Origin of the sequence: Mucilaginibacter roseus (assembly GCF_021215455.1) — a bacterium.
Taxonomy (GTDB): domain Bacteria; phylum Bacteroidota; class Bacteroidia; order Sphingobacteriales; family Sphingobacteriaceae; genus Mucilaginibacter; species Mucilaginibacter roseus.
Window position 1 is genome coordinate 1 of record NZ_JAJPWV010000007.1, and the last position, 15,367, is coordinate 15,367.

Below are 15,367 nucleotides of genomic sequence, written 5' to 3' on the forward strand. Positions count from 1 at the left end.
CTTCAGCAATGAACGGGGCTTTTTTGCTTTAAATGGGTTTTCTTTCGGTATGGGTTTAAGCTACTGCTATCAGTAAAGTAATTGAACGTCTCAGGCTCATTCTGCTGCTCGTCTTCAAATATAATTTCCTAAACTTTATTACCTCATTCGCTAATCCGCTTTTACTATTATATTGCTGCTGTTTTAAACAGTCAAAATTATGACGGCGGAGGAAGCCTTATTATGGGATAGGATAGCTCGGTTTTCAATAGATGAGCAAGGCACGCAATTCACCTTTGCTGCACGGTTGGCCCGGGAGAATGGCTGGGCTGATGCATATACCTTGAGGGTAATAAACGAATACAAAAAATTCTTGTTCTTCTGTTGCGTGTCAATGCAGGGTGTTACACCATCAGACGCAGTTGATCAAGCCTGGCATTTACACCTTACCTATACCAAGTCATATTGGATAAGGCTTTGTCAGGATACGCTGAATAAACAAATTCACCATAATCCTACCAAAGGAGGCAGTGAACAAGCTGCCCTTTTTAAAAACTATTATAATACGTCCGCTCAACTCTACAAACAGTATTTCAGGGCAGAACCACCAGCCGATATATGGAAGGATAGCAAAGAGCGATTTTCTGATATTAAATTTCAGCGGGTCAACTTAAGCAAGTTCTGGTTAGTGCCTAAGCCTGCTTTTATTACTGGGCGCAATAAGTTATATACAGTAGCGGTGCTGGCTATTCTGTTATTTGCGCAACAATCGGGTTGGAGCTTAATCGTCTTTCCGATTATTATTGTACTTGTGGTGGTGTTGGTATATCGAAACACGCACACGAATGAAGGCAAAAAGAATCGGCAAAATGAAAAATCGGGCAATACAGATTCAGGTTGCGGTGGCGGAGATTTTTCGTCAGATGATAGCTACTTATCCAATCATCATCATTCCGGGCACGACGGCGATAGTGGATGTAGTAGCGGTTGCTCGGGTTGTTCGTCAGGATGCAGTGGCTGCGGCGGAGATTAGGCCATCTCCATAACACGCACTCGTTTTGCCTTTGGTTTTTTAGCCTTGTTGCGGCGCCCCCACCAAATTATAAAACCCGTAACCGGCATACTGGCACAAATCAAACTGCCAAAAAAGGCAGCTATTTTACCCGCTAAGCCAGCAACGGCGCCTACGTGAATGTCATAGTTCATGCGGGCAATTTTATCAGCTGTGCTGGTGTTGGAAAGTCGACCGTAAATATGATTGACAGGCAACTCCTTCAGCGTGTATTGGTCGTAGAAATGATAGTCAGCCTGCCAGTACGTATATGGATCAGGGTTGATAGCGATTTCAATCGAGGCTTTGTTATTTTCAGGGAAATGCACGTCCATGCTGCCCTTAAAATTTTTAAGCGTATCATTAGTACGCGCCCAGAGTATATCGGTTGCAGGAGCATCTTTGCTCATCAGATTCATCTTTGTAGTGTCTGACACAGACTGTGCAAATTGTACCTGCGATTTACCGCCTGATGTTACCCAATACACTGATTTGGCAAACCACTGAAAACCCCATACCAAACCAGTTATAGCAATAAATATGATTACCCAGGTCATATAAAAGCCCAGCACGTTATGCAGATCGTAATTTACACGGCGCCATTTGGCATTCCATTTAATACTAAAGCGTTGTTTGGTTGCCGCCCGGTTTTTGGGCCACCAAAGTACAATGCCCGATATCAGCAGAAATAAGAACATGAGTGTGCCGGTGGCTACTATCGGCTGGCCAATTTTGGGTGGCAGCCATAAGTAAAAGTGCCCGTCGATTACAATGCGGAAAAAATCCTGGCTCATATCCTTAACCTTGAGCACCTGCCCGGTGTACGGATTCATGAAAACGATATAGTAATATTTCGGCTCGTTGCCATAATAAACAGCCATTGCCGACCGCCCGGCCTCATAATTTATGCTATGAGGCTCTTTACCCTTTATTTGGGTGTTGGCAATCTCCTTAAGTTTTGATGGTGGCAAAACCGGCTTGTTTTGCACCTGGGTAAAGCGATAGGCTTGAGTAGCATCTTCAATTTCCCGCTCAAAGGCCAGTATACATCCGGTGATGCCTAAAAAACAAACCAAAAGGCCCGACACGAGGCCGAGCCAAAGGTGCATTTTACCAATCCAATATTTTAAGGTCTTTTTAGCCGCCATTGTCATCTGTTGAATGACAAAAATGCGAAAAAATATCCTTATTAAGATTTAGTATAAATAAAATTTCTACAACATTACTGCTTTTAGTATGCCCTGGGCGTATTCGCCCCAGTCTTTCATGGCGTTTTTAACAGTGGTCATAAAGGTTTTCCTATCTACAGCTTTGCCCTTTGCCGGCGCGTTTAATGATGCCGGTGGCACATTAGTCTCTGTTACCCTGGTTGCAAACCAGGTAATGTTATCATGCGGCAGGGCCACGCCCAATATCATGCCCGGCAAACCGCAGAAAGATTCTGGCCCGCCCGATACGGGTATTTCATCCGTGTAAAATGCTACTACGTAAATAGAGTCTAAAACCAGCGCATTAGCACGGCGGCATTCATAACCTGCAATGTTGCGCGTTTCGCTGGTTATTTTCCACTTTATCCGGCGGGTACTGTCCCTTAATAAAAAGGTTTCTTCAAATACCTTTTTCTGGGCTACGGTTTTATCAGTATTTAAATCAGTAAATACTACATTATTTTGCCCAACAATTGCGCGATTACCCCAATATTGCGGATTGTTTTCTTCCGCAATCGGCGTAAACAAGGTTTTATTATCGCCAAAGGTCAACGTTGACTTTAGCTTTTTAAATTGCGGGTTGTTTCTCTTGTATGCATCATACACGTTGGCCATGTACGTTTCATTATCCTTATTTATTTCCTTACGCAACAGGGCATACATATTGGCCGATTTTTCAAACTCAATAGTGCCTGATTTTGTAAAGTGCTTGTTTTGCGCATATAGAGTGCTTATGCTTAGTACCACAAGTACTAACAAAGTTGTAAGTTTTTTATGTATCGTTTTCATGTTGATATTAATTTTTGGCGACGCCGCCGCCCATATGGTTAAAATCATAACTGATTGAGAACATAAAATACCTGCGTATAGTGGTATAGGTATTTTGGTAGATAACGTTGTTAGCGGCAGTGCGGCTAAATCCGGTGTTCTGGTTTAATAAGTCGTTAACTGTTAATGATAGCCTCAGGTTATCTTGCTTCATAAAGGTTTTTGTAACAGATGCGTTCCATAGGGTACGGCGGAACGGATCAGCAAATGTTTGCGTTGCCGCTTGGTACTCATGCTCTATGTCCGAGCCTATCTGCATTTTAAAAGGCAGGTAAATATTAAATCCACCGGATAAATTGTAGGCTCTGCCATTGCTATTTCGCTCTGGGTTTAACGAGGTTTCATTGGTGTTATATGACGGACGGAAATCTACCCTGATATCATATTTTTTAACCGCGTATTTAGATAGCGAGAGCCCTATTGAATATGAGTATGCTTTGGTACGGTTCTCCTGGTTGTTAACCATGTTATAAAATGTGTTGCCGTTAACGTTACCGTTTAAGCCTGCGTTTAAGCCCCAGAATATTTTACGGTTATACCACAGCCCGCCGTAAAAGTTATTGGTTTGGCGGTTTGGCAGGTTGAATGATTGTATAACGCTTCTGCCGGTAATGGTATCCGTAAATACGTTGGTAACTATTGGGTTTGTGGTGAAAGAGTACGATCCGTAAAGGTTCATCCACTCATCGGCCAACACTTTGTAAGAGTTAGCATTGAAATTAAAGCGGTGCGTAAATGATGGATCCAGATCAGGGTTACCCAAGGTAATGTTCAATGGGTCGTTGTTTATGCGGATAGGTTGCACCTGGTCAATAGTAGGCTGAGTGGTGTTACCGTTATATGATAACCTTAATGATTTTTGCTGAGAGAAACGGTATTGCCAGCTGGCCTGTGGGAACCAGTTAGTAAAGTTACGGTCAAAGCGCATGTTGTTAATGCGGTTAACCTGTTGAAAGTTTACAATAGCCGCCCTTGTACCAAAGTTTAAAGTTGTTTTACCTTTTTTGTAGTTAAAGATAGCACCAGCCTGATTTGATAATTGGTTTAGTTTAAAGTCACTGCTCAATGAGTCTATCTGGCGGTTATAATCGCCATTGGCAACCGTTTTGGCAAAGGTGCGCCTGTCGGCAGTGGCATTGTTTAGGTTTACACCGTAGTTGAGCACTACCGAAAAATCCTTGGTGAACGGCTCGGTATAAGTGATGTTTGAGTTTAACAATACGCTTTGCAGATCATTTACTTTATACTGATCGATATTGGTAGTACTATCAAGCGCGCCGCTTCTGTCGTAGTAATTAATGGTTGATTTCAGGAAACCATCGGCATTATTACGAGTTACTGACGGTGCAATGTTTACCGAGAATGTGCGGCCTTTTTTCTTCAGCTTTTTGTTGTAGAATATAGATGCGTTAAATAGCTTTTGGTTTCCGTCAGTAGTTAGTTCACGCACGTTGTCATTTTGCAAGGTATCGTTACGGCGACTAACCGAGTTGAAGTTCTGGCGGGTGTCGCTCTCCTTTAATGTACCGCCAAAGGTTAATTTCAGGTTTGATGTAGTATCTATTTTAAGATTATACGCACCGTCGAGTTTTTGCCTGAACAGGTAGTTATCGAATTTCTGATCAGACAGCGTGGTTTGACTAAGCGTTGGCGAAAGGTTATTGATGTTGATGGAGTTGTTAGTTCCTTCAACCTCAATAGAACCTATTTTGTAATTGCCGTTAATAGACTCTTTGTCCTCGTTCCATTTGGTATCGAAATGCGCACCACCGGTACGGGCAGTTGGTAAGCCCTGGCCGCTGTAACGCCCGTCAAAAGAGTCGAGTTCATCACCGCCGCTGCTAAAGAATATGGAAACGCTGCCATCGTCGCCATAGGTAACGTTGTCTGATCCGCCGCCATATTTATCATTATCATTCCAGCCCAGGCCGGTTTTACCGGTGTTGCTTAACGTTCCGTAAACTGATAATTTTTGCTTGTTTTTAAAGGTGTTGAACATCAATTCACCCTGGTAAAAATCGCGGGTGCCAACGGCGGCAGAAGCCTTGCCGAATGAGCCTTTCTTTTTATCCTCTTTCAGCTTTATATTGATAGTTTTTGTTTTCTGCCCGTCGTCAATACCGGTAAAGGTGGCCTGGTCGCTTTTCTTGTCGTATAGCTGAACTTTATCAACCATATCGGCACGCAGATTTTTGGTAACAAGGGTAGGGTCGTCGCCAAAAAATTCTTCGCCATCAACCAACACCTTGCTTACGGTTTCGCCTTGTGCGGTTATTTTTCCGTCCTTATCAACCTGTATGCCTTGTAGCTGCTTTAGCAGATCCTCGACTTTGGCGTTGGGTTGTATCTTGTATGTTTTGGCATCGTATTCGGTGGTATCGCCCTTAATTTTTATTTGTGCTGCGGTACCTTTAATCATTACTTCCTGCAGCAGGCGCGATTTAAGGCTTAGCTTAACCGTGCCGAAGTTGTATTCGGGTTTAGAGCCATCCAGCTTGAATTGCTCTACGTAGTCGGCATATTCCGGGTAAGCAACCAGCAAAATGTAACTGCCGGGAGCCAGCTTCGGGAAGTTGAATTTACCGTCGCTTGCCGCACGCGTATAACTTATCAGGACAGAGTCCTTTGCCTGGAGAATACTTACAGAAGCGTTTTCAAGTTTTACATTGGAAACAGTATCGGCAACAATACCTTTCGCTGTGTGGTTGGTAGTTGGGGAAGGCGTTTGTGCAAACACCGTTAGGCAACTCATCATCAGGATAAAGAGTGCCGAAATTGTGTATCTCATATAAAGCGTATAGGTTGCAGCAATAATAACTAAATTTTTAGGTAATAAATATTAGCGTAATGTTAATTCGTTTTTTTTAACACTTTTTAACAGTATTGTTACTCATTATGTGTACATAAGACATTTGTTATAGCGTATCGTTACACGTTCCTGAAAATAAATATCAGTTATGCGAGTTAATTTCTGATGCGGTCGTGCCTTCATTGGAGTATCGGGCAAACTGTTGTCAGAATTACTTGATCCGGCTGCAAAAGGCATTGCGTTAATTATCAAGCGTAAAAAATTTGATAATACCTTTTAGCAAAATCAAAAACCCATATATTAGCAGCTTTGGAAAAACCCATAGAAAACCAACCAAATGAAGAAATTATTAACTATTACTTTTTTATTGACCATCATTTTCCGGTCGTACGGTCAGCAAACTGACCTGGCCGCCCTGGTAAATCCACTGATGGGTACCGATTCGCAGTACGATCTGTCGAACGGTAATACTTATCCGGCTGTAGCCGTGCCATGGGGTATGAACTTTTGGTCGCCGCAAACCGGTAAAATGGGCGACGGCTGGATGTATACTTACGATGCGCACAAAATTCGTGGTTTTAAACAAACTCACCAGCCATCACCATGGATGAATGATTATGGCCAGTTTGCCATTATGCCGGTGGTAGGCAAGGGCAAAGTAAACCAGGATGCACGGGCAAGCTGGTTCTCGCATAAGGCTGAGGTTACTAAACCTTACTATTACAGCGTTTATCTGGCTGACCATGATGTTACTACCGAGATTACTCCGACAGAGCGCGCGGCGCAGTTCCGTATCACTTACCCCAAAAGTGACGAGTCATTTATCGTGATTGACGCGCTGGACCGTGGCTCATACATTAAGGTATATCCGGAGCAAAAAAAGATAGTAGGTTACTCAACTAAATACGCCCGCGGCCCGCTTAAAAATTTCAAAAACTTTTTTGTTATTTATGTAGATAAGCCGATAACCGTTGCCAAAACCTATAAAGATTCTGTTGAAAACAACGGCCTTGAGGTTGATGATAAACACGCTTTAGCTGTTATTGGTTTCAAAACCGTAAAAGGCGAAAAAGTAAACCTGCGTGTAGCTTCATCATTTGTGAGCATTGAGCAGGCTGACCTGAACCTGAAGCGTGAGCTTGCAGGCGACAGCTTTGATCAAACCAAAGAAAAAGCACACACTACCTGGAACAAAACGCTTGGCCGTTTAACCGTTGAAGGTGGTACCGATGAGCAACTGCGTACTTTTTACTCATGCTTATACCGCATGTTGTTCTTCCCGAACAAATTGTACGAGATTGACGCGAACAACAAAATTGTTCACTACAGCCCGCACACCGGCAAAACCGAGCCTGGTTACAAATTCGCGGGTACCGGTTTCTGGGATACCTTCCGCGCGTTATACCCTTTCCTGAATTTGGTTTATCCATCTATCAACAAAGAGATGCAGCAAGGCCTGATCAGCGATTACAAAGAAGGCGGCTGGCTACCGGAGTGGTCAAGCCCGGGTTATGCCGACATTATGATCGGTAATAACTCAGCTTCGGTAGTCGCGGATGCTTATATAAAAGGCGGCCGTGGTTATGATATCAATACCCTTTGGGATGCCGTGATACATGGCGCTAATAACGAGGATGCCAAGAATTCATCTATCGGTCGTCGTGGTGTTAAATACTACAACGAGTTGGGTTATGTGCCTTACGATGTTAAGATAAATGAGAATGCTGCACGTACCTTAGAGTATGCTTATGATGACTTTGCCATCTACAGCTTGGGTAAAGCTTTGGGCAAACCGGAGTCAGAGATCGCTATCTACAAACAACGCAGCCGTAACTACCGTAACCTGTTTGATAAGTCAACAGGCTTTATGCGCGGTAAAAACCAGGATGGTACATTTGCTTCGCCGTTCAGCCCGCTTAAATGGGGTGATGCCTTTACCGAGGGTAATAGCTGGCACTATACCTGGAGCGTTTTCCATGATATTAAAGGTTTGATAAACCTGTATGGCGGCAATAAACAATTTGCTAACAAGCTGGATTCGGTATTCATTATGCCACCGGTATTTGATGATAGCTACTATGGTGGTGTTATCCACGAGATTCGCGAGATGCAGATCGTTAACATGGGCCAGTACGCACACGGTAACCAGCCTATACAGCACATGACTTACCTGTACAACTACGCGGCTGAGCCATGGAAGAGCCAATACCACGTACGCGAGGTAATGGATAAACTGTACAAACCAACTCCGGATGGCTATTGCGGTGATGAGGATAATGGCCAAACTTCAGCCTGGTATGTGTTCTCGGCGATGGGTTTTTACCCGGTATGCCCGGCGGTTGATCAGTATGTTATCGGTTCGCCATTGTTCAAAAAAGTTACTTTAAAGCTAGAGAATGGTAAAACAGTAACTATTAACGCAGCCAATAACAGCAAGGCAACCCGCTATGTAAACACCGTTACGGTTGATGGCAAGCCATATACCCGTAACTGGCTGAGCCACTCAGCACTGCAAAAAGGAGGTGTGATTAACTTTAACATGTCGGCACAGCCAAACAAAACACGTGGTACCGGCGCGGCAGATGCTCCTTACTCATTATCAGATAACGAGAAATAATAGTTATCACCAAACACAAAAGGGGCTGTATCAAAAGATACAGCCCCTTTTTCGTATAATCAAGATCAGCTTTTTATTGCTGCGTAATTTGCCATTGCTGATTATTCCCGCTATTCCAAGGCCACTGGATGATGCTTGCGCCATTAGCGGTTGAGCCGCCGTTAACATCAAGCGCCTGGCCGCTGTTACGGTTTATAATACGATAATAACCGCCGCCATTATCAACCACCTGCCATTGCTGGCTGTTGGCTCCGCTCCAGGTTGATTGCGTAATACCCGCGCCATTGGTGGTTGAGCCACCGGTAACATCAAGGGCCTTGCCGCTGTTGCGGTTGATGATGCGGTAATAACCACCACCGTTATCAATAACCTGCCATTGCTGGTTGTTGCCGCCATTCCATGGCCATTGTATAATGTTGGCGCCGTTGGCAGTTGAGCCGCCGTTAACATCCAATGCCTGGCCGCTGTTACGGTTATTTATACGGTAGTAAGCTGTTGAGTTAAAGGTACTACCCTCGCCCCATCCATAACGTATACGCGCTAAACCCGACGCGTTGGTAGTGGTAAGTGTGATGTTGGTACCGCTGCCGCCACGGGTTTGAATGCTGTAGCTGTCGCCATCGCGCAGGCCTGGCCAGTAAACGCTGGCAATGCCATCCGCCCTGAATACGTTTGTTGAGCCTACGATGTAAGCTATCTCGTTATCGCTGCCTACGGTGCCAGTATAATTCTTTCCGGTGGTCATGGCGGCGCCGTATTCCGTTACCACGGTGCGGCTGGCATAGCTGCCAAAACGGCTTCGCCAATCAGATTCCCAGCCGCTGAGTGTACGGGTAGCCCAAAAAGCATAATTATGTAACGAGAGCAGGCAATTGGTAAAGCGGCTGTCGGCACCAATGCCGGTCACGTTTTCTGAATAGCCGGTACCGCCAAGTAAAATCCGGTTTCGGGGTACATTGGGGTAACGTGTAAGCCATTCGGCGTAAATGGTGGTAAGCTGTGCCTGAGTATAACCGTGCGGCTCGTTAAATACCTCGAAGTATACGTTGGCGTTACCCTGGTACTTGGTAACCACGGTTTGCCACATATCCCAAAATTGGGTAATATTATCGATCATGCCGTCGCGGGATGAGGCTGATTCCCAGCAGGCCAGTATCACTTTCATATTTTTGTTGAGCGCGCGATCAATAGCACCGGTGTATGCTCCCCACCATGACTCCAGCACGCTTGGCGGGTTTATTGGCAGCCTAACGGTATTTACACCGGGCATATTGGTTTGAAAGCCCGTTAAAATGGCATTCGCTTTATCCGAAACCGTGGTATAACTGTCGCCTGCGTCAAGGCCTGAGGGGATGACCCATCCATCCACAAAGTTATCCCGACCATCGGCCCAGTTAACACCGGCTATCGAGGCCGCGCCAACGGCAAGTGTTTGTGTGTCTGTTTTGTTTTCGGGCGGTTTAATTTCTCCTTGTTTTTCTTTTGAACAGCTTGACCATAGCAAAGCCAGTAAGCCAAGCGACATGAGCGTCTTTCTTTTCATAATTTTAGGTTAAGAAGTAATGAATTATTGGTTAGTACAATTACACTGATTACGAAAGTCGGGCTTTTTATAAAGGCCGATGCGGGGTAAACGGGTATATTTGAGGGGAATATTGGGTAATAAAGCGATGCTAAATGCTTTACCTTATCATGTATAAGTTACATAAAATGCATCTGCCAAGGGGCTTTTTGTTTGCATTTAACTATGTATTTTCATTAGTTTTAGCCCGGCGCAATTATACCGGCCAATTAGTAACCTGTTTCTGTAACTCCTTTTAATCTTTTGGCGCTGTTACGCGTCTGATGACAAACAAGGGTTATCAAACATTTTGCTAAAACGTTTAGGTTGATTGTATAAGTGTTTCTTTGTGAGCCTTAGCCAAAGCTAAAAATAAACTAAACGGGCTGCAAGCCCGCTATCGGAATAAATTAAACTATGGAAAGAAGAAAATTCATTGCCAGCACCGCTATGTTAGGTGCGGGCGTATTGGCCAGCAAGCTATCGGTTGCAGGCTCATTGGCTGATTACCCGGTTGTACGGGTAGCTGCCGCCAAGCGTAACTTTACCAGCAAGGCAGTAGAGGCCGCTATTAAGGAGTTCAAGCAAAAAGTAAAAGATAAAGAGTTAGGCTGGTTGTTTGAAAACTGCTTCCCCAACACTTTAGATACTACGGTTACTTATAAACAAAAGGACGGTCGCCCGGACACCTATGTAATTACCGGCGACATCGACGCCATGTGGCTGCGTGACAGCAGCGCGCAGGTTTGGCCGTACTTTCACCTGATAAAAAAGGATAAAGCGTTGCAGGACCTGATTGCCGGTGTGATCAATCGCCAGGCATCAAACATACTGCGCGACCCTTATGCCAACGCTTTTTATGATGACCCGGCAAAGGTAGGCGAGTGGAAAACCGACCATACAGATATGAAGCCCGGCCTGCACGAACGCAAATGGGAGATAGATTCGCTTTGTTACCCGATCAGGCTGGCATACCAGTATTGGAAACTGACAGGCGATACCAAACCTTTCGATGCGACCTGGAAAAAGTCTATCGAAACCATCCTGAAAACATTTATTGAGCAGCAGCGCAAAGAGGGCGACGGGCCATACCATTTTCAACGTACCACCCCGTTTGCAACAGACACGGTACCAATGAGCGGTTACGGCTACCCGGTTAAGCCTGTAGGTTTGATCTGCTCAGCATTCAGGCCGAGTGATGACGCTACGGTTTATTCATTCCTGATCCCGTCAAACTTTTTTGCGGTGAGCAGTTTAAAACAAGCGGCTGAAATGGTAAAAACAATTTCAAAAGACGACACTCTGGCTACTCAGCTAACCGCCTTGGCTACCGAGGTTGATGCTGCTTTGAAACAACATGCGGTAATTGATGTGCCTACTTACGGAAAAGTGTATGCCTTTGAGGTAAACGGCTACGGCAGCTATAACCTGATGGATGATGCCAACGTGCCAAGCCTGCTGTCGTTACCGTATTTAGGTGCTATGCCGAATACCGATCCGATCTATATCAACACCCGAAAGATGATCCTTTCGTTGGATAATCCTTTCTTTTACAAAGGTACAGCGGCCGAAGGTATTGGCGGCCCCCACGTAGGTAAGGATATGATTTGGCCAATGGCGATAATTATGCGAGCGCTTACCAGTAGCGATGATGCTGAAATAAAGGAATGCATCCAGGTTTTGAAAAGAACCCACGGTGATACAGGCTTTATGCACGAAACCTTCCATAAGGACAATCCGAAGAAATTTACCCGCAGCTGGTTTGCCTGGGCAAATACATTGTTTGGTGAGTTATTGTGGGAAACCTATCAAACCAAGCCGCAGCTTTTACAGGCGTAAGCGCAAATCATCAGCCTATGAAATTAAGAACAACATTAGCTATAAGCCTTTGCACCGCCTTTGCTTTTAAAGCGGGCGCACAAACCAAGGCCGAATATCAGCAGCGTATCAATACTTTATACAGCGGTGTGCAGCAGCATTTACATGATGCTGCCGCCGGTTTGTATTACGAGGATACCAAGCCCGAATCAAAAAAACGCCACTCGTACCTGTGGCCGCTTTGCGCGCTGGTGCAGGGTGCCGATGAGATGGATAAACTCGAGCCCAAAAAGCATCGCATTGATACGGTATTAGCGGCTATCCAGCAGTACTATCGTGCTACGCCGCCTGCGCCGGGCTATCAGGCCATGGTGGTGCATGACGAAAAGGACTCGCGTTTTTACGACGATAACCAGTGGATAGGTATTGCCGCTTTAGATGCTTACAATCGTACTAAAACCGAAAAATACCTGGAGTTGGGTAAGTTGATACACCGGTTTCAGTTAACGGCGTATGACGATAAGGCCGGTGGCGGTTTGTACTGGAAAGAAGATGAGCGCACCACCAAAAACACCTGCTCAAACGGCCCGGCGGTATTGATCGCACTGCAACTGTACAAGATCACCAAAGAGAAAAAGTACCTGGACACGGCAATGCTGATCTACAACTGGACCAACAAAAACCTGCAGGCGCCGTCAGGTGTGTTTTATGATAACATCAAGATACCATCGTTAAATGTGGATAAGGCAACTTATACTTACAATGCGGGCACCATGCTGCAGGCTAACGTGCTGCTGTACACCATCACCAAGGATAAAAAGTACCTAACCGAAGCCAAGCGTATTGCCGATGCGTCAAAAGAGCACTTCTTCCGCAAGGGCCGTTTGCCAGGTAATTACTGGTTTAATGCTGTGCTGATACGCGGTTACATGGAACTGTACAAAGTAGAGAAAGATAAAACCCGCCTGCAATTTATTATTGATGATGCCAACGCCATCTGGAACACCGAGCGTGACGGTAACCTGGTAGGCAAGCGTAAAGAAAAAGCGTTGATTGACCAGGCCGCCATGATCGAGATCTACGGCAGACTGGCCAGCCTTTAATAAGGATTTACTTAAATTATTATATTAGCTATTCATGGCGGCAAGTTAACAGCGCTGCTATGAATAGCTTTTTTATGCACATACCATCAGGTTTTAAACGTACACGTATAGCGCCCACGCCGAGCGGCTATCTGCATGTGGGCAACGTTTTGTCGTTTATTATAACGGCTGGTTTAGCGGCAGAAACCGGAGCGAGTATTCTGTTGCGCATTGATGATATGGATCGTGACCGCGCCGAGGACCGATACGTTCAGGATGTTTTTGATACGCTCCGTTTTTTAGATATTCCCTGGCAGGAGGGGCCTCGTAATCTACAAGAATTTAATAGTGGCTGGTCGCAACTGTATAGGCTGGATGAATATAACGCAGCCTTGGCGAGGTTAAAGCAAAGCGGACAGGTATTTGCCTGTAATTGCAGCCGCTCGCAATTAAAAAGTTACGTTGCTTATCCAGGCACTTGCCGTCATAAAAACATTCCGCTGGATGACCCCGGCGTTAGCTGGCGTTTAAAAACCGAACCGGAAACTATATCTGTAAAAATGCTAAATGGTGTTGTAATACAGGAAACGTTACCAGCCGAGATGACAGACTTTGTGGTTCGAAAAAAGGATAGCTACCCGGCTTATCAGTTATCATCCGTCGTAGATGATGTGCATTTTGGTATCGACCTCGTTGTTCGCGGGCTGGATTTGTGGGCATCAACACTGGCGCAATTATATTTAGCGCAAACATTAGGCTTGCCATTTAGTAACGTTACCTTTTATCATCACTCATTATTATTAGGTAGCGATGGCACGAAATTGTCAAAGTCAGCAGGCGCTACGTCTATAAAATACATGCGTGAGCAGGGCTATTCAACAGAAGAAGTATTAAATGCTATCGCGAAGCAAGCCGGAATAAGCGAGTCGGTGAGTAATGGGCGGCAGCTTTATGAGAGGCTTAAAGGAAGCCTGCCATAAAAAGAAATTATTGCCCGCCGGTTTTTAAGTACATATAAATTACACCTACTGCTACAATGGTAAGCAGTATCAGTAATCCGGCTACGCCGCGGCGTTTATCCTGGCGCATTACCCAAATCAAAAAAACTACCAGTGGTATAACAAATATAAGCCAGAATATAAGCGATGGGAAACTCATGTGTTTTTTATTGAGTCCGGAAGTCGGGAAAGACCGAAAGTCCGGATGTGTTTGCAAATATAGATTTTTTTAGTCCGGAAGTCCGCAAGTCCAAGAGACCGGAAGTCCGAAAGTTGTGCTTCAGACTTATGCCACAAGAGTATTGCTTCTTCCTGACTTCCGGTCTTTCCGACTTCCGGACTCTCTTAAAACGGCATCCGTGCCAGCGGCGCAATCTCCTGGCCGATGAACTCCCCTTTGAGGTATTTGTGGTAGCCGGCAATGGCTATCATGGCGGCGTTGTCGGTGCAATATTCCATTTTAGGGATAAAAGTACGCCAGCCCAGTTTTTCGCCTAATTGCTGCAAGCCCTGGCGCAAACCGGTATTGGCCGATACTCCACCCGCCAGCGCAACATCGGTAATACCATACTGCTCAGCAGCTTTACGTAGCTTGTTCAGCAAAATGGTAGCAATCCGTTTTTCAACCGAGGCGCATATATCGTTAATGTTTTCCTCAATAAAATTGGGGTTGGCGGCAACATTATCCCTGATGAAGTACAGAATAGATGTTTTTAACCCGCTAAAACTAAAATCAAAACCGGGTATCTGTGGTTCAGGGAATTTATAAGCATCAGGGTTACCGCTGCGGGCATGTTTATCAATCAGCGGGCCACCGGGATAGGGCAGGCCCAATATCTTGCTGGTTTTGTCCATGGCTTCACCGGCGGCATCGTCAAGCGTTTGGCCAACAATTTCCATATCAAAATAATCATTCACCAGCACAATTTGCGTATGTCCGCCCGAAACGGTAAGGCAGAGGAAAGGAAAAGCCGGTTGATGATCGCCGATAAAATGGGCCAAAACATGCGCCTGCATGTGGTTAACCTCTATCAGCGGGATGTTTTTTGCCAGCGCGAAAGCCTTAGCGAATGATACACCGACTAAAAGTGATCCTAAAAGTCCGGGGCCGCGCGTAAAAGCCACCGCATCAATATCATTTTTGTTTACTTTTGCGTTTAATAACGCCTGTTGAACAGCGGGAACAATATTTTGCTGATGCACACGCGAAGCAAGCTCCGGCACAACGCCGCCGTAAGCTTCGTGTATGGTTTGATTGGCAATAATATTGCTTAGGATGTTACCGTCAGCACATACCGATGCCGAGGTTTCGTCGCACGATGACTCTATGGCTAAAATTACAGGCACAATTTATCTTTTAAAAAGGCAAAGTTATTAAAAAAGTACTCAAAATAACGTTAAGCATAGTATTGCTCA

Annotated in this window: 11 protein-coding genes; 5 read left to right on the forward strand and 6 right to left on the reverse strand. The window is 45.1% G+C overall.

The annotated features are described in order from the left end of the window. Nucleotides 1–199 precede the first annotated feature (199 nt). A complete protein-coding gene (locus LT679_RS17945) occupies nucleotides 200–1,012 on the forward strand; it encodes a glycine-rich domain-containing protein (RefSeq protein ID WP_232179060.1) in 813 nt (270 codons plus the stop codon). Here the strand turns inward: LT679_RS17945 and LT679_RS17950 are convergent. From LT679_RS17950 to LT679_RS17960, 3 genes are all read right to left on the reverse strand, one after another. Beyond that, nucleotides 1,009–2,139, reverse strand: coding sequence for a PepSY-associated TM helix domain-containing protein (locus LT679_RS17950; protein WP_232179061.1), 1,131 nt, complete (start codon nucleotides 2,137–2,139; stop codon nucleotides 1,009–1,011). The genes LT679_RS17945 and LT679_RS17950 overlap by 4 nt on opposite strands. A 105-nt stretch (nucleotides 2,140–2,244) precedes the next feature. After that, entirely contained in the window at nucleotides 2,245–3,027 is a 783-nt protein-coding gene (locus tag LT679_RS17955) for a GLPGLI family protein (RefSeq protein ID WP_232179062.1), read from the reverse strand. Nucleotides 3,028–3,034: 7 nt separating this feature from the next. Next, nucleotides 3,035–5,854: an outer membrane beta-barrel family protein gene (locus tag LT679_RS17960; RefSeq protein WP_232179063.1), complete on the reverse strand. Its 2,820-nt coding sequence runs from the start codon at nucleotides 5,852–5,854 to the stop codon at nucleotides 3,035–3,037. Between the two features lie 358 nt (nucleotides 5,855–6,212). Here LT679_RS17960 and LT679_RS17965 point away from each other — a divergent pair, with 358 nt between their 5' ends. Beyond that, the gene (locus tag LT679_RS17965) at nucleotides 6,213–8,492 is read left to right on the forward strand and encodes a GH92 family glycosyl hydrolase (RefSeq protein ID WP_232179064.1); all 2,280 of its coding nucleotides are present in this window, start codon (nucleotides 6,213–6,215) and stop codon (nucleotides 8,490–8,492) included. Nucleotides 8,493–8,565: 73 nt separating this feature from the next. Here LT679_RS17965 and LT679_RS17970 read toward each other — a convergent pair whose 3' ends face one another. Then, nucleotides 8,566–10,035 (reverse strand): RICIN domain-containing protein, encoded by a 1,470-nt coding sequence (locus tag LT679_RS17970; protein WP_232179066.1) that lies wholly within the window; start codon nucleotides 10,033–10,035, stop codon nucleotides 8,566–8,568. Nucleotides 10,036–10,470: 435 nt separating this feature from the next. Here LT679_RS17970 and LT679_RS17975 point away from each other — a divergent pair, with 435 nt between their 5' ends. The 3 genes from LT679_RS17975 to LT679_RS17985 are packed head-to-tail and all read left to right on the forward strand — an operon-like array spanning nucleotide 10,471 to nucleotide 13,933. Continuing rightward, nucleotides 10,471–11,892 (forward strand): glycoside hydrolase family 125 protein, encoded by a 1,422-nt coding sequence (locus LT679_RS17975; RefSeq protein ID WP_232179067.1) that lies wholly within the window; start codon nucleotides 10,471–10,473, stop codon nucleotides 11,890–11,892. A gap of 17 nt (nucleotides 11,893–11,909) precedes the next feature. Then, nucleotides 11,910–12,974, forward strand: coding sequence for a glycoside hydrolase family 76 protein (locus tag LT679_RS17980; protein WP_232179068.1), 1,065 nt, complete (start codon nucleotides 11,910–11,912; stop codon nucleotides 12,972–12,974). Between the two features lie 59 nt (nucleotides 12,975–13,033). Continuing rightward, nucleotides 13,034–13,933, forward strand: a complete 900-nt coding sequence (locus tag LT679_RS17985) for a glutamate--tRNA ligase family protein (protein WP_232179069.1) — start codon at nucleotides 13,034–13,036, stop codon at nucleotides 13,931–13,933. 7 nt (nucleotides 13,934–13,940) lie between these two features. Here the strand turns inward: LT679_RS17985 and LT679_RS17990 are convergent, their stop codons facing one another. Both LT679_RS17990 and tsaD read right to left on the reverse strand, forming a co-directional pair. After that, the gene (locus tag LT679_RS17990; RefSeq protein ID WP_232179071.1) at nucleotides 13,941–14,168 is read right to left on the reverse strand and encodes a hypothetical protein; all 228 of its coding nucleotides are present in this window, start codon (nucleotides 14,166–14,168) and stop codon (nucleotides 13,941–13,943) included. A 128-nt stretch (nucleotides 14,169–14,296) separates the two neighbouring features. Further along, nucleotides 14,297–15,298, reverse strand: coding sequence for a tRNA (adenosine(37)-N6)-threonylcarbamoyltransferase complex transferase subunit TsaD (gene tsaD / locus LT679_RS17995; RefSeq protein WP_232179072.1), 1,002 nt, complete (start codon nucleotides 15,296–15,298; stop codon nucleotides 14,297–14,299). Nucleotides 15,299–15,367 lie beyond the last annotated feature (69 nt).